General features: G+C 72.2%; 18 protein-coding genes. 10 read left to right on the top strand and 8 right to left on the bottom strand.

What is annotated here, in order from left to right:
- Positions 1 to 30: 30 nt before the first annotated feature.
- Positions 31 to 618: a helix-turn-helix domain-containing protein gene (locus tag JQN83_RS00140; RefSeq protein ID WP_208564967.1), complete on the top strand. Its 588-nt coding sequence runs from the start codon at positions 31 to 33 to the stop codon at positions 616 to 618.
- Here the strand turns inward: JQN83_RS00140 and JQN83_RS00145 are convergent.
- The 6 genes from JQN83_RS00145 to JQN83_RS33995 all read right to left on the bottom strand — a co-directional run bounded on the left by JQN83_RS00145 (position 608) and on the right by JQN83_RS33995 (position 9,110).
- Positions 608 to 754 (bottom strand): hypothetical protein, encoded by a 147-nt coding sequence (locus JQN83_RS00145; protein WP_208564968.1) that lies wholly within the window; start codon positions 752 to 754, stop codon positions 608 to 610. The genes JQN83_RS00140 and JQN83_RS00145 overlap by 11 nt on opposite strands.
- Before the next feature lie 173 nt (positions 755 to 927).
- On the bottom strand, positions 928 to 1,701 hold the full coding sequence (locus JQN83_RS00150) for a hypothetical protein (RefSeq protein WP_208564969.1): 774 nt from the start codon (positions 1,699 to 1,701) through the stop codon (positions 928 to 930).
- Positions 1,702 to 2,142: 441 nt separating this feature from the next.
- On the bottom strand, positions 2,143 to 3,861 hold the full coding sequence (locus JQN83_RS00155) for a serine/threonine protein kinase (RefSeq protein ID WP_208564970.1): 1,719 nt from the start codon (positions 3,859 to 3,861) through the stop codon (positions 2,143 to 2,145).
- Between the two features lie 263 nt (positions 3,862 to 4,124).
- Entirely contained in the window at positions 4,125 to 5,666 is a 1,542-nt protein-coding gene (locus tag JQN83_RS00160) for a cellulose binding domain-containing protein (RefSeq protein WP_208564971.1), read from the bottom strand.
- A gap of 207 nt (positions 5,667 to 5,873) precedes the next feature.
- On the bottom strand, positions 5,874 to 7,355 hold the full coding sequence (locus JQN83_RS00165; protein ID WP_208564972.1) for an endo-1,4-beta-xylanase: 1,482 nt from the start codon (positions 7,353 to 7,355) through the stop codon (positions 5,874 to 5,876).
- Positions 7,356 to 7,700: 345 nt separating this feature from the next.
- Positions 7,701 to 9,110: a helix-turn-helix domain-containing protein gene (locus tag JQN83_RS33995; RefSeq protein ID WP_208564973.1), complete on the bottom strand. Its 1,410-nt coding sequence runs from the start codon at positions 9,108 to 9,110 to the stop codon at positions 7,701 to 7,703.
- A 132-nt stretch (positions 9,111 to 9,242) separates the two neighbouring features.
- Between JQN83_RS33995 and JQN83_RS00175 the strand changes: the two genes are divergently transcribed.
- From JQN83_RS00175 to JQN83_RS00190, 4 genes are all read left to right on the top strand, one after another.
- On the top strand, positions 9,243 to 9,413 hold the full coding sequence (locus JQN83_RS00175; RefSeq protein WP_208564974.1) for a putative ATP-grasp target RiPP: 171 nt from the start codon (positions 9,243 to 9,245) through the stop codon (positions 9,411 to 9,413).
- A 72-nt stretch (positions 9,414 to 9,485) separates the two neighbouring features.
- Positions 9,486 to 10,481: an MvdC/MvdD family ATP grasp protein gene (locus tag JQN83_RS00180; RefSeq protein WP_208564975.1), complete on the top strand. Its 996-nt coding sequence runs from the start codon at positions 9,486 to 9,488 to the stop codon at positions 10,479 to 10,481.
- Positions 10,478 to 11,470 (top strand): TIGR04500 family putative peptide maturation system protein, encoded by a 993-nt coding sequence (locus JQN83_RS00185; protein WP_208564976.1) that lies wholly within the window; start codon positions 10,478 to 10,480, stop codon positions 11,468 to 11,470. The genes JQN83_RS00180 and JQN83_RS00185 overlap by 4 nt, the downstream gene beginning before the upstream one ends.
- Positions 11,467 to 13,620, top strand: coding sequence for a peptidase domain-containing ABC transporter (locus tag JQN83_RS00190; protein ID WP_208564977.1), 2,154 nt, complete (start codon positions 11,467 to 11,469; stop codon positions 13,618 to 13,620). The genes JQN83_RS00185 and JQN83_RS00190 overlap by 4 nt, the downstream gene beginning before the upstream one ends.
- Positions 13,621 to 13,625: 5 nt before the next feature.
- Here the strand turns inward: JQN83_RS00190 and JQN83_RS00195 are convergent, their stop codons facing one another.
- Positions 13,626 to 14,321, bottom strand: coding sequence for a histidine phosphatase family protein (locus tag JQN83_RS00195; protein WP_208564978.1), 696 nt, complete (start codon positions 14,319 to 14,321; stop codon positions 13,626 to 13,628).
- A 243-nt stretch (positions 14,322 to 14,564) separates the two neighbouring features.
- On the opposite strand from JQN83_RS00195, the gene JQN83_RS00200 reads away from it, so the two are divergent.
- The 3 genes from JQN83_RS00200 to JQN83_RS00210 all read left to right on the top strand — a co-directional run bounded on the left by JQN83_RS00200 (position 14,565) and on the right by JQN83_RS00210 (position 19,930).
- On the top strand, positions 14,565 to 15,623 hold the full coding sequence (locus tag JQN83_RS00200) for a polysaccharide deacetylase family protein (RefSeq protein ID WP_208564979.1): 1,059 nt from the start codon (positions 14,565 to 14,567) through the stop codon (positions 15,621 to 15,623).
- Between the two features lie 317 nt (positions 15,624 to 15,940).
- Entirely contained in the window at positions 15,941 to 17,311 is a 1,371-nt protein-coding gene (locus tag JQN83_RS00205; protein WP_307798932.1) for a poly(ethylene terephthalate) hydrolase family protein, read from the top strand.
- A 261-nt stretch (positions 17,312 to 17,572) separates the two neighbouring features.
- On the top strand, positions 17,573 to 19,930 hold the full coding sequence (locus JQN83_RS00210; RefSeq protein ID WP_208564981.1) for a low temperature requirement protein A: 2,358 nt from the start codon (positions 17,573 to 17,575) through the stop codon (positions 19,928 to 19,930).
- A 16-nt stretch (positions 19,931 to 19,946) separates the two neighbouring features.
- On the opposite strand, the gene JQN83_RS00215 is transcribed toward JQN83_RS00210, so the two are convergent.
- Entirely contained in the window at positions 19,947 to 21,173 is a 1,227-nt protein-coding gene (locus JQN83_RS00215) for a cellulose binding domain-containing protein (protein WP_208564982.1), read from the bottom strand.
- Between the two features lie 497 nt (positions 21,174 to 21,670).
- Between JQN83_RS00215 and JQN83_RS00220 the strand changes: the two genes are divergently transcribed.
- Together JQN83_RS00220 and JQN83_RS00225 are read left to right on the top strand one after the other, a co-directional pair.
- A complete protein-coding gene (locus tag JQN83_RS00220; RefSeq protein WP_307798933.1) occupies positions 21,671 to 23,170 on the top strand; it encodes a glycoside hydrolase family 43 protein in 1,500 nt (499 codons plus the stop codon).
- Positions 23,171 to 23,184: 14 nt separating this feature from the next.
- Positions 23,185 to 24,549: a glycoside hydrolase family 43 protein gene (locus JQN83_RS00225; RefSeq protein WP_208564983.1), complete on the top strand. Its 1,365-nt coding sequence runs from the start codon at positions 23,185 to 23,187 to the stop codon at positions 24,547 to 24,549.
- The last annotated feature ends 38 nt before the right edge of the window (positions 24,550 to 24,587 follow it).

Below are 24,587 nucleotides of genomic sequence, written 5' to 3' on the forward strand. Positions count from 1 at the left end.
ACCATGCCTGAATGGCATAGCATCTTGCCTATGAGGCAAGACAAGGATCTGGAGACCCTGGTCCGGCAGCGCATCCGCAGCCTGCGGGTGGCCCGGGGCTGGTCGCTGGACGAGCTGGCCCACCGCTGCCTGATCAGCCCGTCCACGCTCAGCCGGATCGAGACCGGACACCGGCGGGTCGCCCTGGACCAGATCACCACGATCGCCCGGGTGCTGGGCATCACCCTCGACCGGCTGGTCGAGTCCGACGCCGACGACGACGTCGTGATCCGTCCGCACTGCGACGAGGACCGGGGCGTCACCACCTGGCTGCTCTCCCGGGACAGCAACCAGACCGTCGCCAAGCTGCGGATCACCCGGGACGTCCCGACCGACCTGCGGGTGCACCCGGGCCGGGACTGGTTCACCGTGCTCTCCGGCACCATCGAGCTGCGCCTCGGAGACCGGACGATCCTCGTCGGCACGAACGAGGCCGCCGAGTTCTCCACCCTGGTCCCGCACGCGTTCGGCGCGCACGACGGCCCGGCCGAGATCCTCTGCATCCTCGACCACGAAGGCGAGCGCAGCCACCTCGGCCCACACCCGCCGCATCCGAGCCGCCCGGCGGCTAGCCGGTGATCACCGGCCAGGCGTAGGCCAGCAGCGCGCACGCCGCCCCGAGCAGCGCCAGCGAGAACCCCCGGGTGGGGATCGGCAGGGCGGCGAGCACGAGCAGGATGACCGCGATGACATAGAGAAACGCCTGTGCCGACATGACTGTCCCCTCAGGAGGTTGACGAACGGGCGGGATGCTCTCTACCCCGGACAGCCCGGTCGGGAAACCCACCCCCCGGGCAACCGTCCCGGGTCGACCTGTCCCGCCCTACACCCGTCCGGGCGGGACGACGACGGATCGTCGTCCCGCCCGGAGGGCGCAACCGGCAGGTGTCAGCAGCCGAGCCGCTTGGTGGACAGGGCGATGTCGTCGATCCACAGGTCGAACGCGCCCGGGGTCGTGCCACCCTGGTAGAGCTGCCAGCCGATCTTCACGGTGTCAACCTTGGGCAGCACGAAGGGCACGTCGTTGCCGCCGTGTGCGGTGGTGGAGGCGGTCAGGTCCGGGTTCGCCACGCCGTCGATCCACACGGCGACCCGGTTGTCCGCCGGGTCGAGCTGCCACTCGAAGCACTGCCAGGTGTCCTCGACGACCGGGGCGGACTCCCGCCAGTTGGTCCAGTCGCCGGTCGGGCCACCGTCGGCGCCCACCCCCCAGAAGGTGCCGGGGACGGTCGGCGCGTACTGGCCGCCGACCGGACGGACGACCTCCGTGCTGCCGGTCCCGGTCGCCTCGACCAGCGTGAAGTGCGCCCAGTCCGGGGCGGTGGGGAAGGCGTCGACCCGCAGCCGCATCCGCCCGTAGAAGCGGTTGCCGGGCGCGGCGAAGTCGTCGACCCGCAGGAAGGCTCGTCCGTTGTCGACCGTGTGCAGGTGCAGCACCTGGTTGCCGCGCCGGGCGCGCTCGACGGTGAGCGTGCCGTGGCGGGTGTCGACGCCCCAGTTCACCGTGCGGGGACCCCCGAGGGGCAGCCGGTCGAAGTCCTCACAGAACAGCAGGCCACGGGGGCACGACCGCTCGGCGGCCGTCGACGGGCCGGCCGGGACACTGCCGGCTGCGGTGCCGAGGATCAGGGCGGCGGTGAACACCGCGAGGAAACTGCGCATGGTCTTTCCTCCATGACGGCCGACCCCCACCACGCGGGCAGGGCTCAGCGGGAAATCCCGGCCGACCCGAGCACCACCGGCCTCGTCCCGGGCGCGTCGGACGCCTGCGGCGGTCAGAGGTGGGGCGGTCTCGGCGGGTGCGGGAAGACGAGGCGGGGACACCGACGACGGGACACCTGCCCGTCGCCGTTGGTGCTGGCCCGGCGATGCGGCACCCGCGGCTGCCGAACTGGCGCGGTGCCGGCACTGCGCTGCTCCCGTGCTCACCGTTGCCAGCGCGGTTGCCCCCGTGCTGCGGCGATCTGAGCCATTCCAGCACGACCGGATCCGATCCGGCAACATCGACAGACATCAGCACGCCCGGTGGGCCCGGGCGAGCCGGTCGATCCCGGCGCGGAGCCCGGTCGCCACCCGACCGGGTCGCGGCGCACGGCTCCCCAGCTAGCCGACCGCGCCCCGGTCGACCAGGCTGAACGTGGTGCCCACCGGGGCGTCGCCGAGAACCTCCACGTAGATCTTCCTCTGGGACGGGCTCCACTGCACCACGCCGTACTGCTCGCTGACGATGGCGTAGGCGAGTCGCCCCTTGTCGTCCTTGCCCTCCCGGGAGATCCCGAAGAGCGTCGCCGCGGTCGGCTCGCAGTCGGTGCCCACCAGGGAGGCGTACCCCTGCGCGTCGAGCTTGACGCCGAGGCAGGGCCGGTGGGCGATCTGCGGATTCAGCGACTTGATCATGAAGTCGACGCCGACCGGGTCGAGCACGAAACGGGCGTCCGGCGTGGTCCCGTCGCCGACCCCCACCACACCGTCGAACGGCAGCGAGAGGTCACGGTCGATCTCCACCACGTGCAGCAGGATCTGCCGCTGCCCGGCCAGGATGGCCCGGGTACGGTCCGCGGCGGACGGCGACGCGGGTGGCGTACCCGATCCGGATGCGGTGGTCGTCGGGCCACCCGCCGTCGGCCCGCCGGCTGCCGCGCCGGTCGGATCCGGGGTCGACCGGTCGCCGACCAGTCGCGGGCCGAACACCGCGCCCGACACCAGCACCGCGACCACCGCGACGGCCGCTCCCACCCCGACGAACAGGCGACGCCGGGACGAGACCCGTCGGCCGGCCACGACCACCCCCGCCGCCGACGGTTCGCCCGGGCCACCCGATGCCGACGCCGGATCACCCGGGCCGTCGCCGGGGACGCCGGTCGCCGCGACCGGTGCCGGCGACCCGGCCGACGGCCGGTCGGCACCGGCGGAGGACGGCGCGACGGGCGGGGCCGGATCGCCCGCCGGGGCCGGATCGCCCACCGGGGCCGGAACACCCGCCGGGGCCGGAACACCCGCCGGGACCGTGACCGTCAACAGCCCGTCGAGCAGCTCCCGCGCGGTGGGCCGCACGTCGGGGTCCTTCTCCAGCGCCCGGGAGACCAGCTCCCGCAACGGCCCCCGCAGACCGGTCAGGTCCGGCGGTTGGGTGAGGATCCGCATCGCGGTCGCGGTCGCGGAGTCACCCCCGAACGGATTCCGGCCCGTCGCGGCGTAGGCGACCACGGCACCCCAGGCGAAGATGTCCGCGGCCGGGCCCACCGCCCGACCGGACGCGGTGTCGAACCGCTCCGGCGCCATGTACGAGACGGTCCCGACCATCTGATGGGTCCGGGTGTGCTGGCTGGTCGCCTCGAACGCCCGCGCGATCCCGAAGTCGATGACCTTGATCCCGCCGGGTGCCACCAGCACGTTCGCCGGCTTCAGGTCCCGGTGGATCACCCCCGCACCGTGGATCGCGGTGAGCGCGGTGGCCACCCCGACCGCGATGCCGTGCAGTTGCGCCGAGCCCAGCGGCCCACCGTCGCGGATCACCTGGGCCAGGCTGGGGCCCTCGACGTACTCCACCACGAGGTAGGGCGGGTCGTGGTCCGGGTCGGCGTCCAGCACCTCGGCGGTGCAGAACGGCGGGACCTGGCGGGCCCGGTTCACCTCACTGCGGAACCGGCCCCGGAACTCGTCGTCGTGGGACAGCTCCGGACGCACGACCTTCACCGCCACCCGGCGGCCCTGCGGCGACCGGGCCAGGAAGACACTGCCCATGCCCCCCTCGCCGAGGCGGTCGAGCAGCTCGTACCCCCCGAGTCGGGCCGGGTCGCCGGGACGCAGCCCGTCGTTCACGTCGGCTGCCCGCAGACCACGACCAGCCCGCGAACCGTTGCGCCACTCACGCGTACCCCTCAGATCACTCGGACACCGTCGGCAGCCTATCGCCCGCCAGCCCGGGACCGCCGGTGCCGTCGGCGGGCCCACCGGCGCGGACGAGCACGACGGGCCCCGCCGGGATGACCGGCGGGGCCCTCTTCGTGGTCACCCGGATCGTGGCGGACGACCAGACTGCTGCGCCGCTTCCCGTGAGGTCCCCAGGGGCGGCCGGGAGGGGGTCAGTTGCAGGTGGTGCCGTTGAGCTTGAAGGGTGCCGGCACGGTGGGGGACCCGCTGGCGGTGAAGCCGAAGCTGACCGCCCCGTTGGTCGGGATGCTGGCGTTGTGGTTCGCGTTGCCCACCGTGACCGCAGCGCCGGTCTGCTGGAAGACGCCGTTCCAGTAGCCCTGGACCAGCTGGCTGCCGGGGAAGGTCCAGCCGAGCGACCACCCGTTGACGGCCGGGCCGTCGTTGTAGACGGTGACGCTGACGTTGAAGCCGGCGTTCCAGGAGTTGGTCACCACGTACGACACCCGGCAGGTGCTCGCGAGGGTGGTGGCCGGCCGGATGTCGCCGTAGTCGTCCCGGGCGGTGGCGAAGTCCTGGAAGCCGAAGCCGGGACCGGCCGACCGGGTGGTGGTGCCGGCCGCGAGGACGGTGCCGTTGGCGTTGACCGAGTAGACCGGCCCACCGCTGTCGCCGCCCCGGGCCGACTCGTCGCCGTCGAGCTGGGTGGCCTCGACCAGGTCCTCGATGTCGTCGTAGTGGAAGTCGACCCGCAGGTTGCAGACCGGGCCGCCGATCTCACCGGCCGAGGTGTAACCCGACTGGCAGAGCAGCTGGCCGGGGAAGACCTGGGTCCAGCCGGTCACCTGGGCGCGTACCTCGTCGTTCTGCCCACCGACATAGATGTGGCTGCCCGGCGACGAGGTCGACACCAGCATGGTGTCGTGGTCGTCGTTGCTGGCGACCGAGTAGCCGATCAACGTGCCGGTGTTGGTGTTGGTGTTCCAGCCGACGTGCCAGGGCTGACCGATGGGGCCGCAGTGTTCCGCGGTGAGCAGGTAGCCCACGTTGGTCGTGTAGTTGCGGACACCGAAGCCGGCGGTGCAGCCGTAGGTGGTCAGGCCGATGCCGATGCCGCCGTCGTACGGCGCGGAGTCGTTGTAACGGGACCGCTCGACCATCCGCTCCCGGACGACCGTCCGGGTGCTGACCCCGGTCGCCGGCAGCTTCGGCTGCTTCGCGCCGGCCTTCGGGTCGACGGCGACCTCGATGCCGGAACCGTCGGTACGCAGCCGGACGGCGTGCGCGGCGTCCTTCGGGTCGGCGTCCACCACGGGGGTGAGCTTCGCCGCCGCCTTCTTCAACTCGGTACGGGAGTACGTGGCCGCGACCACCTCGACCGGGGCGGTGCGGCGAGCGGTCGTCACGGCCGTCGCGACGTCCTTGGGCAGGGTGCCCTTCCACCAGAGCGTGACATGGTCGTCCACCAGCCCGATGCCGGCGTAGCCGCGCGGGGTGCCGGCGTCGACGGCGGTGCGGATGACGTTGGCGGCGTCGACGAGCGGGGTCTGGGCGATCATCCGGTCCCGGGTCTGCGCCGGGATCAGGTCGAGCAGGGAGCGGCCGTTCTCGGACGTCGGCGTCGTCGCCGACGTGCCGAACGGCTGGCTGGGCGCGGCCTGCGAGGCCGCCGTCAGTGGACCGACCAGCACCGTGGTGCCGAGCAGCACACCGGCGACCACCGAGCGGGGGGTCGCTTTCCAGGTTTGCGTCATGACTAAGAGTCAAGTGACTCCGCCGCCCCGGGAACATGCAGAAGCATCGGCAAGAATCGGCCACGACGGTGGCGTCGCCCACACCCTGGTCGACCACGACGCCCGGTCGCCGCCGGCCGGCCCGGACGCCGACCGGGTCCGGAGCTGGTGGCTGCGGCCCCGGTCGGCGTGGGTGGTGTGCCCGCCGTCAGGCGGTGGTGCGGGGGATCAGGCGGTGGCGCAGGAGATGTTGCCGGGCGCGGTGCTGCTGCTGCCGTTGGCCAGGAAACCGAGGGTGGTCGAGGCGTTCGGGCCGAGGGCGCCGTTGTAGGAGGCGTTGCGGATGCTCACCGCGCCGCTGTTGCCGGTGTTGGTGCCGTTCCAGACGTTCTGGATGGTCTGTCCGCTGGCCATCGTCAGCTGCACCGTCCAGCCGCTGATGGCGGCGGAGCCGTTGGTCACGATGATCTCGGCCTGGAAGCCACCGTTCCAACTGCTGACCGTGCGGTACGTCGCGGTGCAGCCACCCGGCTGCCCGGTGGGCGGCGGCGTGGTCGGCGGCTCGCTGGTCGGCGGGGTGGTCGGTGGCGTGGTGGGCGGGGTGGTCGGCGGAGCGCTGGTCGGTGGGGTGGTGGGCGGCGGGGTGGTCGTCCCCGGCACCGTGGTGGAGGCCGCGTTGAGGGCGTTGAGGACGGAGGTGTACGCCGGCTTGGGGTTGCTGTTGCGGTCGAACAGCAGCGGGTTCTCGTTGCCCCGCCAGGAGTCGCTGTCCCGGATGCCCCAGGTGGTGATGCCGACGCAGCGGGGGACGTTCATGCAGGCCTGGGTCAGCCCGGCGTACTGGGTGGTCGAGGCGTTGGTGACGTCGGCCTCGGTCAACGCCACGTCCACCCCGAGGGCGGCGAAGCTGGACAGCGTCTGCTGGAAGTTGCCCGGCAGCGAGCTGCCCCCGGTGAAGTGGGTCTGCAGACCGACGCAGTCGACCGGGACGCCCCGAGCCTTGAAGTCCTTGATCATGTTGTATACGCCCTGCGTCTTGGCGTACGTCCAGTTCTCGATGTTGTAGTCGTTGTAGCAGAGCTTCACCGACGGGTCGGCGGCCCGGGCGGTGCGGAACGCCACCTCGATCCAGTCGTTGCCGGTGGACTGGAGGTTCGACGACCGTCGGCTGCCGTTCTCGGCGTACGCCTCGTTCACCACGTCCCAGGCGTAGAGCTTGCCCTTGTAGTGGGCCATCACGCCGTTGATGTGGCTGATCATCGCCTGCCGCAGCGCGCTGCCGCTCAGGCTGCCCCAGAACCGCGGCTGCTGGGCGTGCCAGGCCAGGGTGTGGCCCCGGAACCGCATGCCGCGCTGGGTGGCCCAGTTGTAGATCGCGTCACCCCTGCTGAAGTCGAACTGGCCGGGGTTGGGCTCGGTCGCGTCGGGCTTCATCTCGTTGACGGCCGTCATCATGTCGAACTCGCGGCTGGCGATGTTCAGGAAGCCGGAGTCGTTGAGCCGGTCCGCCCCCATGGCCGCACCGAAGTACCTGCCGCTGCGCTCGGCGGCGGCCTTCAGCGTGGTCCCGGGCGGCCCGCTGAGGTCGGCCTGGGCGGTGGTGGCCACGACCATCGAGGTCACGGTGATCGCCAGGGCGCAGGCCCCGCCCAGCAGCAGCCTGACGCTGCTCCTGGTAAGGCGTTTCGATGGAGCGGGTACGTCGTTCATCTGTGCGTTTCCTCTCGGTGTTCTGTCTGGTCCGTCGCCGCACCAGCACGGAACCGGCCGATCGTTGTGGGGTCGACGACCGGAGCACCGCACTCGCCGCGCGGGACCAGCACGACACAGGGGACGCCGGGCCGGCACTCACCCGGCCGCGTCCTCATCGGTGACCACCGGCCGGCTGCCCGGTCCGCCCGGTGGATCGCGAACACTCCGCGTCGTACGCCCGTGCGGGGTGACGCTGCCCTGCGGTGATGTTATATCGAATGCATTCGATCTGCGACAGGTGTCGGGAGGGTCCTGGCGACCCGACACCCTGCGCCACCGCCCGACCACCCGGCGACGTCGCCCTCAGCGGGCACGGACCCGCCGGGTGGCCAGCTCGGTGCGGTTACGGACCCCGAGTTTGCGGAAGATGTTGCCGAGGTGGAACTCGATCGTCTTGACCGACAGGAAGAGCCGTTGGGCCGCCTCCCGGTTGCTGAGCCCGTTGGCGATCGCGGTGGCGACCCGGGCCTCCGCCTCGGTCAACGTCGGCCCGCCCGGGGGCGCCCCGAACACCGGCCCGACGACCGGGGAGAGGTCCACCCCCGACGGGCCCGCGACGGGTGCACCGCCGAGCGCCCGGAGATCCCGCATCACCAGCGTCAGCATCCCGGCGGCACCCGTGCGGGCGTAACCCGCGCACGCCTGCTCCAACAACCGGGCCGCCTCGCCCCGCCGGCCGGCCCGACCGTGGTGCGTGCCGAGCAGCCAGGCCAGCCGGGCGGCCAGCAACTGCTCGGTGGGTCGGGTCAGCAGGTCGAGCGCAGCCGTGAGCGCCGCCGTCGTCCCGACCGCGTCCGGGTCGAGGATCCAGGCCCGCCAGGCCGGCAGCACCGGCCCACCCGGCCAGGAGACGGGCGGGTCGTCGACCCCGGCGAGCAGTTCACCGGCCACCCCGGGTCGGCCGGCCAGGGCGTGATGGGTGGCCAGCTCCCAGCGGTGCTCGTACTGCAGGCCGGCGGTCGCCCCGACGTCGGTGGCCACCACGAGTTCGAGCAGCCCGGCCCAGGTCTCCCGGTCACCCCGGGCGAACGCCAGCGCGGCCGTGCACTCGGGCAGGTGGTGGGCGACCCACGCCGACCCGACCCGCGCGGCCAGCTCGCGGGCCTGGTCCAGGTGGACGGCGGCATCGTCCAGGTCACCGCGCAGCGCGTCGCACTTGGCCAGCCAGGAGGTCACCTCGGCCTGCACGTCGAGGCTGCCGCACTGCCCGGCCAACCGGGCCGCCTCCCGCAGCTCGGCCTGGCCCCGGACCAGGTTGCCGGCCCAGGCGTCGCCCACCCCGATCAGCGCGAGCATCCGGGCCCGGTCCACCGGCGTCAGGTCCAGGTCGGCCAGCAGCGGGGCGAACCGCCGCGCCTCGTGCGGACGCATCAGGGTCATCACGGCGGTCAGCGCACACTCGACCAGCACCGGGTCGTCACCGAAGGCGTGCCGGTCGAAGATCCGTACGGCGGCGTCGAGGTGCTCCGGGCCCTCGGCGAGGCCGGCCCGGGTCGCCGCCGTCCCCGCCAGGGTGCGGTAGATCAGCTCGGTCCGCGCCGAACCGCTCACCTCGTGGGCCCGCCGCACCCGGTCCAGCAACGCGAGCAACCGGTCGCGGTCGGCGGTGCGGGACAGCGCGAGGAACGCCTGGAACACCAGGCGCGCGGACTGATCCGGGTCGGCACGGTCGGCCGCCGACAGCAGGCGCTCGGCCGTGATCTCGGTGGACACCGGCCGAGCGTAGAACCCGGGACCAACCCTGGGGATTTCCCTGGTGCCCAGCTCACCCCGGTCGGCACAGACTGCTCGCACCAGCCGGTCCAGCCGGCCGGCCGGCGTTGCGAACCAGATAGAGGTAACACCATGAAGCGCAGGACCGTACAGATCGACACCATTCCCGCCGACGGGGTGGAGCTGGCCGACGAGCAGCTCGCCGGGATGCTCGGTGGGCTGCCGCGCAACGGCGCGGGCTCGTCGAAGACCATCGACGACATCCCCGGCGGGGGTCGACCGGACACCGACACCGACTTCTGATCCGTCACCGTCGGCGATCCGGCCCGCCCTCCGGGTGGCCGGACCGCCGGCGGGCCCCCGCCCGGAGCACCCATGATCCTCATCCTGACCGCCCCCGACGACGTGCACGCCGACGCGGCCGAGGTGGAGCTGGGCCGGCGCGGCGTCCACTGGGCCCGCTTCGACCCGGCCGACGTGCCGTCCCGCGCATCGCTGTCGGTGACCATCCGGGACGGTCGGCTGACCCGCACCCTGGTCCGGCACGCCGACCCGCTCGGGACCGGTGACCGGGTCCTCGACCTCGACGCGGTGACCGCCGTCTGGTTCCGCCGCCCCGGCATCCCGGTCGCCCCGGCCCACCTGGGCGAACCACACGCCGGTTTCGTGGTCGAGGAGAGCCGGCAGTTCGTCGGCGACGTCTGGGAGACCCTCGACGTGCCGGCGCTGCCCGCCGCCCGGCCGGTGGTGCTGCGGGCCCAGCAGAAGGTCCGCCAGCTCCAGCTCGCCCTGCGCCTCGGTTTCGACGTGCCGGCCACCGCCGTCGGCAACGACCCCGGGGCCGTGCTCGACCTGTTCGACCACACCGCCGGTCGGATGATCACCAAGCAGGTCGGGCTGACCAGCCTCCGCGACGAACTGATGCGCTTCACCGAACCGGTCACCCACCGCGATGTCGGCCACGTCGACGGGGTACGCCACTGCCCCCTCATCGCGCAGGAACGGGTGCCCAAGCGGGTCGAGCTGCGGGTCACCGTCGTCGGCGACCGGGTGTTCACCGCCGCCATCGACTCCCAGCGGTCCAACCACGCCCGACACGACTGGCGTCGCCAGGACGACCGGAACACCCCGCTGAGCCGCTACGACCTGCCCACCGACGTCGCCGCCCGGTGCGTGGCGCTGACCCGCGCGCTCGGCCTGCGCTACAGCGCCCTCGACCTGATCGTCACCCCTGACGACCGGTACGTCTACCTCGAGATCAACCCCAGCGGCCAGTACCTGTGGGTGGAGGAGGAGACCGGGCTGCCCATCACCGCCGCCGTGGTCGACCTGCTCACCACGCCCACCCCCACCCCCGGAGCCACCACATGACCACCCTGGACCCGGCCCTGCTCGACGCGGCCCTCACCCTGGTGCGGGAGCTGACCGTCGACCGGGCCGGACTGCCCGAGGCCCGCCGACGCCTCACCCCGCTGCGGGAGCGCTGGCCCGGGGCCGATCCGGCGATCGTGCGGGACGAGGAGGTCGCCGACGGCTCCGTCTCCTTCGACGTGCTGCTGCGTGAACCCGCCGGCACGGTCTCCGTGGCGTACAGCCCGACGCCGGCCCTGCCGTGGCCGCTGCGTGGGGCGGTCCGGCACTCCGACCACCACCTCGCCCGGGTCGGCACCCGGACGCTGCGGGTGGGCGAGGCGCTCACCGCCCTCGACTTCCTCTGGTACGACCACGACGTGCTCGCCCGGCTGGTCGACACCGGTCTGGTCGCCGAGGAGCTGGAGCAGCACCCGGTCGAGGTCGACGACGGTGAACTCCAGGCGGCGGCCGACGCGTACCGCCGGGCCAAGGGGCTGCTCGATGCCGAGTCGACCGCCCGGTGGCTGGCCGAGCGGGGGCTCTCCGCCGAGGACTTCGCCGACCTGGTCGCGCATACCGTGGCGGTCGCCCGGCTGCGGGCCCGGGTGGTGGGTGACCGGCTGCCGGAGTGGTTCGCCGCGCACCGGTCCACGTTCGACCGGCTCCTGATCGCCTGGACCGCCGAGGGGACGCCCCCCACCGACCGCGCGACGGCGCTCGCGACGGTGGCCGCCGCCGTCCGCGCTGGCCGGGCCGCCGGCGTCCTGCGGCCGGTGGCGGTCGCGGCCCCGGCGGAGCTGCGCGACGCAACCGGGCCGGTGCCGACCACGATCGCGGGGATCGCGGTGACGGCGGTGGTGGTCGACCGCGAGCCGGCCGTCCTCGACGACGGCACCCGGGCGCTGGTCGAGCGGGCCATGTTCGACGAGTGGCTGGCGCGGCGCCGGGCCGACACCGACGTCGAGTGGTTCTGGTTGCCCCGGGACCGGACGACCCGGGTCCGGTGACCGGGCGGCGTCGGGTGCCGGTGGTGCTCCAGGTCGCCGCCACCGACTGTGGGCCCAGTGCGCTCGCCATGCTGCTCGCCGCCTGCGGTCGGGCGGTCCCGGCGTCGTACCTGCGGGCCCGGCTCGACGTCGGCCGGGACGGCCTGAGCCTGCGTGACCTGCGCGACGCGGCGCAGGAGCACGGGCTGCGCTGCCGGGCGATCGCCCTGCCCGCACTGCGCCGGGACGCCACCCGGCTGCGGGAACTGGCGATGCCCCTGCTGGCGCACTGGAACGGCGACCACTACCTGGTGGTGGAGCGGGTGGGCCGGCGCGGCATCGACGTCGTCGACCCGGCCGTGGGTCGGCGGCGGCTGTCACCCGCCCAGTTCTGCGCCGGGACCACCGGAGTGGTGCTGCTGGCCGCACCCGACGGGCCCGCCCCGCCGGTCCCACCGGCCCCGTCACCGGTACGCGACCTGCTGGTGCCGGTGCTGCGTCGGCACACCGGCCTGCTCGCGCTGCTGGCGGCGACCTCGGTGCTGCTCACCGCGACCGGCCTGGCCGTACCGTGGGCGACCGCCGCGCTCATCGACGCCGTCGTGCCCCCGGCGGCGTCCTGGCTCGTCGCCGTCGCCGCGCTGGCCGTGCTCACCGGGGCGTTGTCCCTGGCCCGGGGGCTGACCGTGACCGCCCTGCAACGGCGTATCGGCAGCCGGCTCGGCACCGAGACGGTGCACCGGCTGTTCGCGGTGGTCTACCGGTACTTCCACCGCCGGTCCGCCGGTGACCTGGTCGACCGGGTCCGGGCGGTGGCCGGTGTCCGGGACCTGTTGGCGTCGGCGCTGGTGGCGACCGTGCTCGACGGGTTGCTGGTGGTCGGCTACCTGACCGTGGTGACGGTGCTGGCGCCGGTGCTGGGGCTGGTGGCCGCCGCCGTGATCGCCGTCCAGGCGGGTACCGCGTTGTGGGTGGGCCGCCGCTCCGGCGCCCTGCAACGGGAGGAGCTGCTCGCCTCCGGGGAGGAGGCGGCCCGGCTGGCCGACGCGGTGCAGGGCATGGCGGCGATCCGGGTCGCCGGGGCCCAGCAGCGGGTACGGCAGCGCTGGCAGGAGTCGTTCGACCGGGGCGTGTGGGCGGCGCACCGGCTGGCCCGGTTGTCGGCGGTCGCGGACGCGCTGCTCGCCGCTTGGTCGATGGCGAGCCCGGTGCTCATGCTCCTGGTGGCGGTCGGGCAGGCCGATTCGCCGGGTCGGGCGGCCGGGCTGTCCGCGCTCGCGGTCGCCGCGATCACCCCGGCGGTCGCGCTGACCCAGCGGTTGCCGTCGTTCACCCTGCTCGCGCCCACCATGGACCGACTGGCCGACATCGCGGACGCACCGCTGGAGCAACCCGTCCCCGGCGTACCCGCACCCAGGCTGACCGGCCTGGTCACCCTCGACGGGGTGAGTTTCCGGTACGACCGGCGGTCGCCCTGGGCGTTGCGCGACGTCACCGCCGTGATCCCGCCCGGCAGCAAGGTGGCGGTGGTGGGCGGTTCGGGCAGCGGCAAGAGCACCCTGGTCGGCCTGCTGACCGGCCTGTACGCCCCGACCGGGGGGTGCATCCGCGTCGACGGCCACGACCTGGCCACGCTGGACCTGTCCTCGGTGCGCCGGCAGATCGGGGTGGTTCTGCAGGGGACCTACCTCGGCGCGGGCACCCTGCGGGAGGCACTGACGCTGTCCCGCCCGGACGCCTCCGACGCCGCCGTCGCCCGGGCGCTGCGGCTCGCCGCGCTGCACGAGGACGTGGCGGCCCTGCCGATGGGGTTGCACACCCACCTCGGCGACGGTGGCGCCGGCCTGTCCGGCGGGCAACGTCAGCGGGTCGCGCTGGCCCGCGCGCTGCTGGCCGACCCGGCCCTGCTCATCCTGGACGAGGCGACCAGCGCGCTGGACGCGGTGACCGAGGCGGCCGTCGAGGCGAGCCTGCGCACGCTGCCGATGACCCGACTGGTCATCGCACACCGGTTGTCGACGGTCGCGGACGCCGACCTGGTGCTGGTGCTCGACCGGGGGCGGTTGGTGGAGAGTGGGCCGCCCCGGGTGCTGCTGACCGCCGGTGGGCCGTTCGCCCGGCTGGCCGGGGTACCCGGTGCCGTCGGGTCGTGGCCCGATCCGGTCCGTTGAGCCGGTCACGGCGCGTGCGGGACGGCGGCGAACTCGACGAGGTCGAGGCGGCCGTGGGTGGACGCATAGCGGGTGAGTGAGGTGTTGGCGACCGGGGTGGTGGCGAGGACCGCGTCGAGGTCGGCGAACGACAACCCCTCCAGGACGTGCCGGGCGGCGACGACCACGGCGTCGTGGGCCACCACCCACACCCGGCGGCCGGCGTGCCGGCGGTGCAGGTCGGCCAGGGCGGCGCGGACGCGGGCGGCGACGTCGTCGAACGTCTCGCCGCCGGGTGGCCGGTAGGCGTGGAGGCCGTCGGCGGCGAGCCGGGCCGCCTCGGCGGGGAACCGTTCGGCGATCATCAGCGGGGTCAGCAGTTCCAGGTCGCCCATGAGCCGGTCGACCAGCCGCCCGTCGAGGTCGACCGGGGCCGGGGTGACGCCGAGGGCTGCGGCGGTGTCCGCCACCCGTGCCCAGGTCTGCCGGGCCCGCCGGTACGGGGAGCAGACGACGTGGTCGGGGTGCCGGTCGGCGGGTTGCGCCGCGAGCCAGCGGCCGAGCCGGGTGGCCTGTCGCCGGCCCAGTGGTGACAGCGGGACGTCGGCGTCGCGTCCGGTGAGCCCGTGGGTGGCGACGCCCCGCGCGTGGGCCTCGGCGAACGCGACGTTGGCGACGCTCTGCCCGTGCCGGACGATGGTCAACTCCGCGACGGTGTCCACGGTTCCACTGTCCGGCAGCAGCCGGTGCGGGGCGACGCCGGGCGGCGGGACGCTGCCGGGAACGACGGCGGTATCCGGCAGCTCGCCGGCCTCGACGCCCCCGACCGAACACGTTTCCGAAAGTTTCCGAAAGTCGTTGACGCGTTCGAAACGCCGCTGCAATACTCCGATTCACAGTGACATCCACGCATCTCGATAGAACCCAGCACCCCCAGGCAGCACCGCCCCCAGGAGGACCTGCGCATGATCTCCAGCACCGGTGACTCCGGTCACCCGTCCCGCTCCCGAGCCTCCCGCCTGACCGTCCGGCTGGCGGTGCTCGCCACCACCGTGGCGCTGGGCGCCGTCGGCGTCGCGGTCTCCGCCACCCCGTCCAGCGCCGCCGCCTGCAACGGCTACGTCGGTCTCACCTTCGACGACGGACCGACCGGCAGCACCGGCGCGCTGCTGAACGTGCTGCGCGCCAACAACGTCCGGGCGACCATGTTCAACGTCGGGCAGAACGTGCAGGGCAACCCGTCCGCCGCCCGGGCCCAGGTCGACGCCGGCATGTGGATCGGCAACCACAGCTGGAACCACGCGCACATGACCTCGATGGGTCAGAGCCAGATGCAGTCCGACCTCTCCCAGACCAACTCGGCGATCCAGTCGGCGACCGGCGTACGGCCGCAACTGTTCCGCCCGCCCTACGGCGAGACCAACTCGACCCTCCAGTCGGTCGCCTCGTCGCTCGGCATGCGCCAGGTGATCTGGGACGTCGACTCCCAGGACTGGAACGGCGCGAGCGTCAGCCAGATCGTCGCCAACGCCGGCCGGCTCCAGAACGGCCAGGTGATCCTGATGCACGACGGCATCCAGAACACCCGCGACGCGATTCCGCAGATCATGGCCAACCTGAACAGCCGTGGCCTCTGCCCGGGCATGATCTCGCCGAGCACCGGCCGGGCGGTGGCCCCGGACGGCACCCCGCCGACCAACCCCCCGACCACCCCGCCCACCGGCACCCCGACCACCCCGCCGGCCGGTGGGACGTGCACCGCGACGGCGACGTACCCGAACGTGTGGGGCGACCGGTACAACACCTCGGTGACGGTCCAGGGCGGCAGCAACTGGACGGTGGTGGTGGCGCTGACCGCGCCGCAGAAGGTCAACACCACCTGGAACGGCACGCCCAGCTGGGACAGCTCCGGTTACGTGATGACGATGCGGTCCAACGGCAGCGGCAACACCTTCGGCTTCACCACGATGATGAACGGCAACAGCGGCGCCCGGCCACAGATCCGCTCCTGCACCACGGGCTGACCGGCACGCCGCTGTCGAGTCACCGGCCGGGGCGCAGCGCCCGGACCCCGTCCCGACCACCGGCCCTCCCCGGACGTCTCCACGGCGTCCGGGGAGGGCCGTTTCGTGACCCCGGAGACGACCTCGAAACTATCGGGTCACCTGCTCGAAACTACCGGTTGAAAACCCCGGGATTACCTGCCAACCTGAAATCCATCGATAATCGTGAACGTAAACAGCACGCTACGGGGCCACCCACCATCCACCACCAGGAGGTACCGACAGTGCGCGGACACGTACCCCACTCTCCGCCCCCGGAGCAGCCCCACCCCGCCCGGGTGTCCCCCCGTCGGCGGGGAAGGCTGTTCACGCTGGTCACGGCCGGGATCGCCGCCGCCGTCGCCGGGTTGTTCACCATGACGGTGGCGACCGGGACGGCGTCGGCCGCCGACAACCCGTACCAGCGGGGCCCCGACCCCACCCGGAGCAGCGTCGCGGCCGTGAACGGCCCGTTCGCCAACACCTCGGTCGCCGTCCCGACCGGGTACGGCTTCAACGGCGGCCGGATCTACTACCCGACCGACACCAGCCAGGGCACCTTCGGGGCGGTCGCCATCTCGCCCGGCTACACCGCGCTGTTCTCCGTCGAGCTGGCCTGGATGGGGCCGTGGCTGGCCTCGCACGGCTTCGTCGTGATCGGCATCGAGACCAACAGCCGCAACGACTTCGACACGGCCCGGGGCACCCAGTTGCTCGCCGCGCTGGACTACCTGGTGCAGCAGAGCCCGGTCCGGGACCGGATCGACCCCACCCGGCTGGCCGTCTCCGGTCACTCGATGGGTGGCGGCGGGGCGCTCAGCGCGGCCCTGCGCCGCCCGGCGTTGAAGGCGGCGGTCGGCATCGCGCCGTACTCGCCGTCGTCGAACCTGGCCAACGACCGGGTGCCCACGATGGTCTTCGCCGGGCAGGCGGACACGGTGGTCACCCCGTCCTACGCCACCGGGCTCTACAACAGCCTCCCGGCCACGACCGAGAGCGCCTACCTGGAGGTCGCGGGGGCCGACCACGGGTTCATGGTCGGCCGGTCCAACCCGGTGCTGATCCGGACCATGCTGCCGTTCCTCAAGATGTTCGTCGACAACGACGCCCGGTACAGCCAGTTCCTCTGCCCACTGGCGGACAACAGCGGCGTGGTCAGCTACCGCAGCACCTGCCCGCTGCTGCCGCCGACCGCGACCACCCCGCCGCCGATCCCGTCGGACACCCCGCCGCCGATCCCGACCACCCCGCCGCAGACCACGCCGCCGCCGAGCAACCCGCCCGGTGCCGCCAGCCTGATCGTCGGCGCACAGTCCAACCGGTGCCTCGACGTGCCCAACGCCTCCCGCGCCAACGGCACCCGGGTCCAGCTCTGGGACTGCAACCGCGGGACCAACCAGTCGTGGACGTACACCACGAACAAACAACTCCGGGTGTACGGCGACATGTGCCTGGACGCGGCTGGCTCCGGTAACGGTGCGGCGGTCCAGATCTACGGCTGCCACAGCCAGACCAACCAGCAGTGGAACGTCAACGCCAACGGCACCATCAGCAGCGTGCAGTCCGGGCGGTGCCTGGACGTCTGGAGCACGGCCAACGGGGCGCAGGTCCAGCTCTACGACTGTCACGGGCAGACCAACCAGCGGTTCACCCTGACGCCCCTGACCTGACGGTCGACCGGCGACCGCTCCCGCAGCACGCGGACCGGGCCGGCGTCTCCCGCATCCGGGGAGACGCCGGCCCGGCCCGGTGGCGTACGCGGCGGAGGTGACTTCCGCCCGGTGCCGACCGTTCGCACCGCTAATCGACGTTGGCGGGACAAGCCGTGTCCGGTTTGCGAGGCTTATCGGGTGCGGAGGGATGATCCCGCGCCACACCCGACAGCCGGGGGTCGGCGTCTGGTGGCCCGTGACCCCGGGGCCATCGGCGATGTGAGCTGGGTCGAGCTCTTCGTCGATCTACTCTTCGTGTTCGCGTTCCTGGCCGTCACCACGCTGATGGCCGAGCATTTCAGCCCCCTCGGGTTGGTCCAGGGCGTGCTCGTGATCCTCCTACTCTGGCACTGCTGGACCCCGTGTGTCTGGCTGGGCAACGTGGTGCACCTCGACCGGGGGATCATGCCCCCGGTCATGCTCGGCATCGCCGCCGCCCTGCTGGCGATCGGGGTCGCGATACCCGAGGCGTTCACCGACCGGGCGGGCGGGCTGCCCGGCCCAATGGTGCTGATCTGCGGATATCTGCTGATCAGGGCGACCGCCATGGTCGTCCTCACGTTCGTCAGCCACCGGGGCGAGGGCGGCCGGCCGTCGGTGGTAGCCGCCTGGTTGATCTTCATCGCCGGTGGGCTGGTGCTGCTCGCCTCCTATCTGGTGCCGCCGCTGCTGCCGGCGGTCGTCGACGCCGCCCTGGTGCAGGCTGTGCTGTTCGCGAGCGCCCTCATGATCGACTCGCTGATCCTCGTGGTGGCCAGCAAGGGCGGCTGGCGGGTCGTCTCGCCCTGGCACCTGGCCGAACGGCACGCCCTGATCGTGCTCATCGCGCTCGGCGAGACGATCATCTCGATCGGCGCCAGCGAGGGGCTCGGCGTGGACCGCCCGGTGACCTCCCAGTTGGCCGTCGGGGCGGTGCTGGGCATCACCGTGGTCTTCGCGCTGTGGTGGAGCTACTTCGACCTGGCCAAGGTGATCATCGAACGGGCCCTGCGGGCCAGCTCCGGGCGGGACCGCGCCCGGGTCGGTCGGGACGTCTACAGCGGGCTGCACCTGCCCATGATCGGCGGGTTGATCTTCTTCGCGCTGGGGCTGAAGTACCTCAACACGCACGCCACCCCGAAGAGCACCCAGCCGTGGCCGTCGGCCGGCGTCGCCATCCTGTACGGCGGTGTGCTGCTCTATCTGGGCGCGCTCGTCGTGGTGGAGTGGCGGGCGGTCCGGTTGCTGGGTCGGGGTCCGCTGGTGGGGGTGGCGCTGCTGACGGCGCTGCTGACGGTGGTCGGACGGCTGACCGCGGTGCAGGCGCTGGTGGTGCTCGTCGCCGCCGTCTGCACGATGCTGGTGCTGGACAACACCCTCTTCCGGCGGAAACACCGGCAACTTCACGAGTCGGTCGAGCAGGAGAGCCTCCACGTCGGGACGGTCGACCCCCGGGAACTCTTCGTCGACCTCGTGTTCGTGTACGCCTTCATCGAGGTCACCGCGGTGATGAACCGGTTTCCGACCCTGCTCGGCCTGGCCCAGGGCATGATCCTGCTGGCGCTGCTGTGGTGGGCCTGGACGTCGTACACCTGGCTCGCCAACGCCGTGCGGCACGACAGCACGGTGGTGCGGCTGTGCACAGCGGGCATCATGACGGCGGTGCTGCTGATCGGGCTGGCGATCCCGCAGGCCTTCGTCCCCCTGCCCGGCAGCCTCCCCGGCCCGCTGCTGGTCGTCGGGTGTTACATCGGCGTCCAGCTCATGCAGGGGTTGATCTTCCGGCAGCTCGTCCGGGAGAACTCCGACCTGCGGGGCACCCGGACCCGGTTCGTCGCCACGACCGCCACCATCGCCATCCTGCTGGTGATCGCCGTCGTCGAGGTGGTCGCCCCCGACGCGGTCGCCCGGCACCCCGCCGTCACGCTGCTCTGGGTGGCCGCGCTGCTCGTGCAGTACGTCGCCGGGTACTGGGCCGGTGGGCGGCTGTGGCGGATCAGGCTGGTCCGGCACTGGGCCGACCGGCACGCCCTGGTCATCCTGATCGCCGTCGGCGAGGCGGTCCTCTCCGTCGGCATCTCCATCGACAACGTGCCGATCTCCGCCCCCACGCTGGTCGTCGTCGTCGCGTCGGTGGTGGCCCTCGGCACGATCTGGTGGAGCTACTTCACCGGCATCGACGCGGCCCGGATCACCCTCGGGGCCTACGAGGGGGACCGTCGGGTCCGCGCCGCGCGGGACGCGTACACCTATCTGCACCTGCCGATGATGGCCGGGATCGTCCTGGTCGCCTACGGCCTGCACCAGACCCTGGCCGCGTCCCAGGAGCGGCACAGCGCCCTGCTGGGTCACTACATGCTGTTCTTCGGGGTGGCGTTGTACCTGCTCGGCAACCAGATGTTCTGGCTGCGGATCTTCCGGACGGTCAGCCCCCACCGGCTCATCGGCGCGGGGGCGGTCACCGTCCTCGCGCCGGTGACCGTCGCGCTGCCGTCCGTGGTCTCGTTACTGCTGCTGACCGTGCTCGGCGTCGTCTTCGCCGTCGTCGAGGCGGTGCAACAGGGTGACCCACGGACCCGGCGGCCCGCCCGGACGTGACCCGGGCGGGCCGGGCTCAGCCGGCGGTGCAGGGGCTGCCGTTGAGCCCGAAGCTGGTCGGCGGCGCGTTGCTGGTGCTCCAGCTGCCCTGGATGCCGAAGCTCACCGAGCCGTTCGGCGCGACGACGCGGTTCCAGTCGACGTTACGGGCCGTCACCGTGGCCCCGCTCTGGCTGGTCGTCGCGTTCCACCCGGAGGTGACCTGCTGGTCCCCCCGGAAGCTGAAGGTGAGCGTCCAGCCGTCCACCGGCGCGGTCGCGGTGTTCTGGACCGTCACGACGGTGACGAACCCGCCCTGCCACTCGGACTGGTTCTGGTAGGTCACCCGGCAGGTGGGCGGCGGCGGCATCGGCGTCGTCGGTGGAGTGGGCGTCGTCGGCGCGAAGACCGCGTTGGAGGCGATCGACAGGTTGCCGGCCGCGTCCCGGGCACGCACGTAGAACTGGTACCGCAGCGGCGTCGACGGCGGGGGCGGCGGCGGGAGCGCGATCGGGTACGTCGTCGTCGACACGGTGGCGACCAGGAACGAGCTGTACCAGCCGTCGAAGCGGTAGACGTTGTAGCCGGTCACCCCGACGTCGTCGGTCGAGGGTGACCAGGAGAGCGTGGCGGTCGAGTCGGTCACGTCGCCGAGGGTCAGGTTCTGCGGCGCGCTCGGCGGGGTGGTGTCCGGTCCGGTGTCGGTGACCGGGGTGACCACGGTGACCGGCTCCGACGACAGGGAGCGGTGCCCGACGACGTCCCGGGCGGAGATCCGGAACAGGTACTGCCGGCCCGGGGTGATGTAGTTGCTGATCGTGGTGGTGGTGACGTCGCCGACGCTTGCCGACATGACGACGTCGTCGAAGGGGCTGTAGTACGTGATGTCGTAGCCGGCGATGGCGCAGCAGCCACGGGTCGCGGCCGTCCAGGTGAGGGTGACCGACCTCGTCTTGACCTGGCTGGCGGTGACGTTCGTGGGCACGCCCGGCGGGAAGGGCGAGGTGTCCGGTGTGCCCGGCGGGGTGGTGGGTGCCGCGGTCGGCGGCGGCGTCGTAGCTGCTCCCGCCAGGGGCGCCACGGCGGGTGCGGGCGCGACCCCGGGGAGCCCACCGACGGCCGGTAAGGAGGGCGTCGTGGTGCCGGCACCGGCGGCCGGTACGGCGATCGCTCCCAGGCCGAACACGGCGATCGACGAGACGACGGCGGCGAGCAGGCCGGGCCGCACGCGGCGGCGCGGCACGGACGAACGGGCCCCTGGCATACGTCCACCGTGCGGCAACACATCGACGCTTGTCAACGGCTTACATCATCCGGTGCGCGGTTCCGGCCAGCTCCGACCCGGCCGGTACCGACGCCGGGCACGACAGCCACCCACCGCCAAACTCACCATACCTCGAAACTGTTAACGCAAACATCACATGACTTGCTTGGCGGCCACTTCTCCCGTCCGATCGAATAACCGCAGGTAGAGCAGCTTTACAGCCTGGCAGAGGGGCCGGAATAGCCGGTTTGACAGCCGCGAACCGAGGCCGGAGGAGTTTCGAGAAAGTCCGTGTCACATCTTGACGGACCACGTATGCATCCACGAGAGTCCATATCAGCGGACGTGGCGCACGGTCGGGAGAACCGAGGCGTCGCTCAACCGCAGCTGAGGGTGCCCGGGCAGCACCTGTTAACGCTAACAGAACGACGGTCGACGGGACGTCGAACACCACCAGGAACCGACGACGGCGGACACCACCGACCGTCGGCGTCAGCGTGCCCTCCCACCCGTCCGGGCCGCAGGTGGCGGCCAGCCTCACCCTGCGCCGCGACGATCCGCCCACCATCCGCACACCACCAGGCACCACGACAGAAGGGGTCCGATCCGTGGCGATCAGCCGACGAGCACTCATCAAGGCCGTGGCCGCATCCGGGGCGCTCACCGCAGCATCGGTGGCCGGGCTGCCCGGCGTCGCGTGGGCGGCGAACACCGCGTACGCGATGACCTACTTCACCGAGACGCCGAGCTTCCAGGGCGCGGACTACGGCCTGCACCTGGCGGTGAGCCGCGACGGTCTCAACTGGACGCCGCTGAACCAGAACAACCCCGTCGTCACCCCCACCCAGGGGCAGCTCGGCCTGCGCGACCCGTTCGTGTTCCGCAAGCAGGACGGCACCTTCGTGGTGCTGGCCACCGATCTCAAGGGCACCAACTTCGGCCTGAACAGCCAGTACCTGCACGTGTGGGACTCGACCAACCTGACGAACTTCACCGGCTACCGCCGGATCAGGATGCACACCCTGCCCAACTCGCACACCTGGGCGCCGACCGCGTTCTGGGACGCCGCCCGCGGCCAGTACGCCATCGTCTACTCCTGCAACAGCGGCGGCGACGTGCTGATGGTCAACTACACCAGCGACTTCGTCAACATCGGCCCCCAGCAGGTGTTCTTCAGCCCCGGGTTCGGCGTGCTCGACGGCGATGTCGTCGTCGACGGCGGCACCACCTACCTCTACTACAAGAACCTCTCCACCGGTCTGCTGCACGGCGCGCGCTCCTCGACCGGGGCGCCGAACAGCTTCACCACCTACACCAGCGGGCTACGGATGGGCAACGCGATCGAGGCTCCGCTCCTGGTCAAGAACAACGACGGCAGCGGCTGGCGGCTGTGGGGCGACTCGTTCAGCCCGGTCAACGCCGACTACTACATCTGGTCCACCTCGAACATCGGCGGCAACTCGTGGACGGCGCTCAACCAACGGGACTACACCCCGCCGTTGAACGCCAAGCACGGCTCGATCGTCGGGATCAGCGACGCCGAGTACAACGCGATGGTGTCCCGCTGGGGGACCCCGAACTGGGTCCGGCTCAAGTCGTCCAACCTGCCGGACTACGTCGTACGGCACAGCAACGGCGTCGGCCGGATCGACCCGTTCCCGTTCGACCCGTACCAGGATCAGTTGTGGCGGATGGTGGCCGGCCTGTCCGACGCCGCCGGGGTCTCGTTCGAGTCGGTGAACCGGCCGGGCAGCTTCCTGCGGCACAGCAACTACGCCATCCGGCTCGACCCGAACGACGGGTCGGCGACGTTCCGGGCCGACGCCACCTTCCACCGCACCGCCGGCCTGGCTGACGCGGCATGGACGTCGTTCCGCTCCGCCAACTTCCCCGACCGCTACCTGCGGCACGCCGGGAACCTGCTGCGGATCGACCCGCTCAGCGCCGGTTCGGCCCTGAACGACCGGCAGGACGCCACCTTCCGCATCACGCCCTGACCGAGGAGGACACCATGACCAGGACCCTGCTGCGCCGCGGTGCGGCGCTGCTCGCGAGCCTGCTCTGCGTGGTCGTGCTGACCCCGGTCGCCGGCCACGCGGACAACCCCATCGTGCAGACCGTCTACACGGCCGACCCGGCGGCGCTGGTGCACAACGGCCGGGTCTACCTCTACACCGGCCACGACGAGGACGGCTCGACGTACTTCACGATGAAGGACTGGCGCGTCTACTCCTCGGCCGACATGGTCAACTGGACCGACCACGGCTCCCCGATGAGCCTGGCCACGTTCAGCTGGGCCAGCGCCGACGCGTGGGCCGGCCAGACCGTCTACCGCAACGGCCGTTTCTACTGGTACGTCCCGGTCAAGAACCGGGCGACCGGACGGATGGCGATCGGCGTCGCGGTCGCCGACAGCCCCACCGGCCCGTTCCGCGACGCCATCGGCCGGCCACTGGTGGAGAACGGCGAGATCGACCCGCACGCCTTCGTCGACGACACCGGGCAGGCGTACCTGTACTGGGGCAACCCCAACCTGTGGTACGTGCGGCTCAACACCGACATGGTCTCGTTCTCCGGCGGCCCGACCCAGATTCCGCTGACCACCGCCGGCTTCGGCACCCGCAGCGGCAACCCGAGCCGCCCCACGTTGTACGAGGAGGCGCCCTGGGTCTACAAGCGCAACGGCCTCTACTACAACGTGTTCGCGGCCGAATGCTGCTCGGAGTTCATCGCGTACTCCACCGCGCCGGGCCCGACCGGGCCGTGGACCTACCGGGGGACGATCATGCCCAGGCAGGGGGCCAGCTTCACCAACCACGCCGCCGTCATCGACTTCAACGGCGGCTCGTACTTCTTCTACCACAACGGCGCGTTGCCCGGCGGCGGCGGTTTCACCCGCTCGGTCGCGGTGGAGAAGTTCGCCTACCGCGCCGACGGCACCATCCCCACCATCACCATGACCGCCTCCGGCGCACCGCAGGTCGGCACGCTCAACCCGTACGTCCGCCAGGAGGCGGAGACGATCGCCTGGTCGGTCGGGGTGGAGACCGAGCCGTCCAGCGAGGGCGGGATGAACGTCGGCTGGCTCAACAACGGCGACCACATCAAGGTCAAGGGGGTCGCCTTCGGTGCCGGCGCCAGTTCGTTCACCGCCCGGGTCGCGTCGGCGACCACCGGTGGCCGCATCGAGGTACGGCTCGGCGGCGTCACCGGCACCACCGTGGGCACCTGCACCGTCCCGGTGACCGGCGGCTGGCAGACCTGGACCACGGTCACCTGCCCGGTCAGCGGCGTCACCGGCACCCAGGACGTGTACCTGCGGTTCGCCGGGGGCAGCGGCAACCTCTTCAACGTCAACTGGTGGCAGTTCCGCTGACGCCCCGCCGCCCCGCCGCCCGGCCGCCCGTCCCACCG

The sequence above is a fragment of the Micromonospora antibiotica genome (assembly GCF_017599305.1).
GTDB lineage: Bacteria > Actinomycetota > Actinomycetes > Mycobacteriales > Micromonosporaceae > Micromonospora > Micromonospora antibiotica.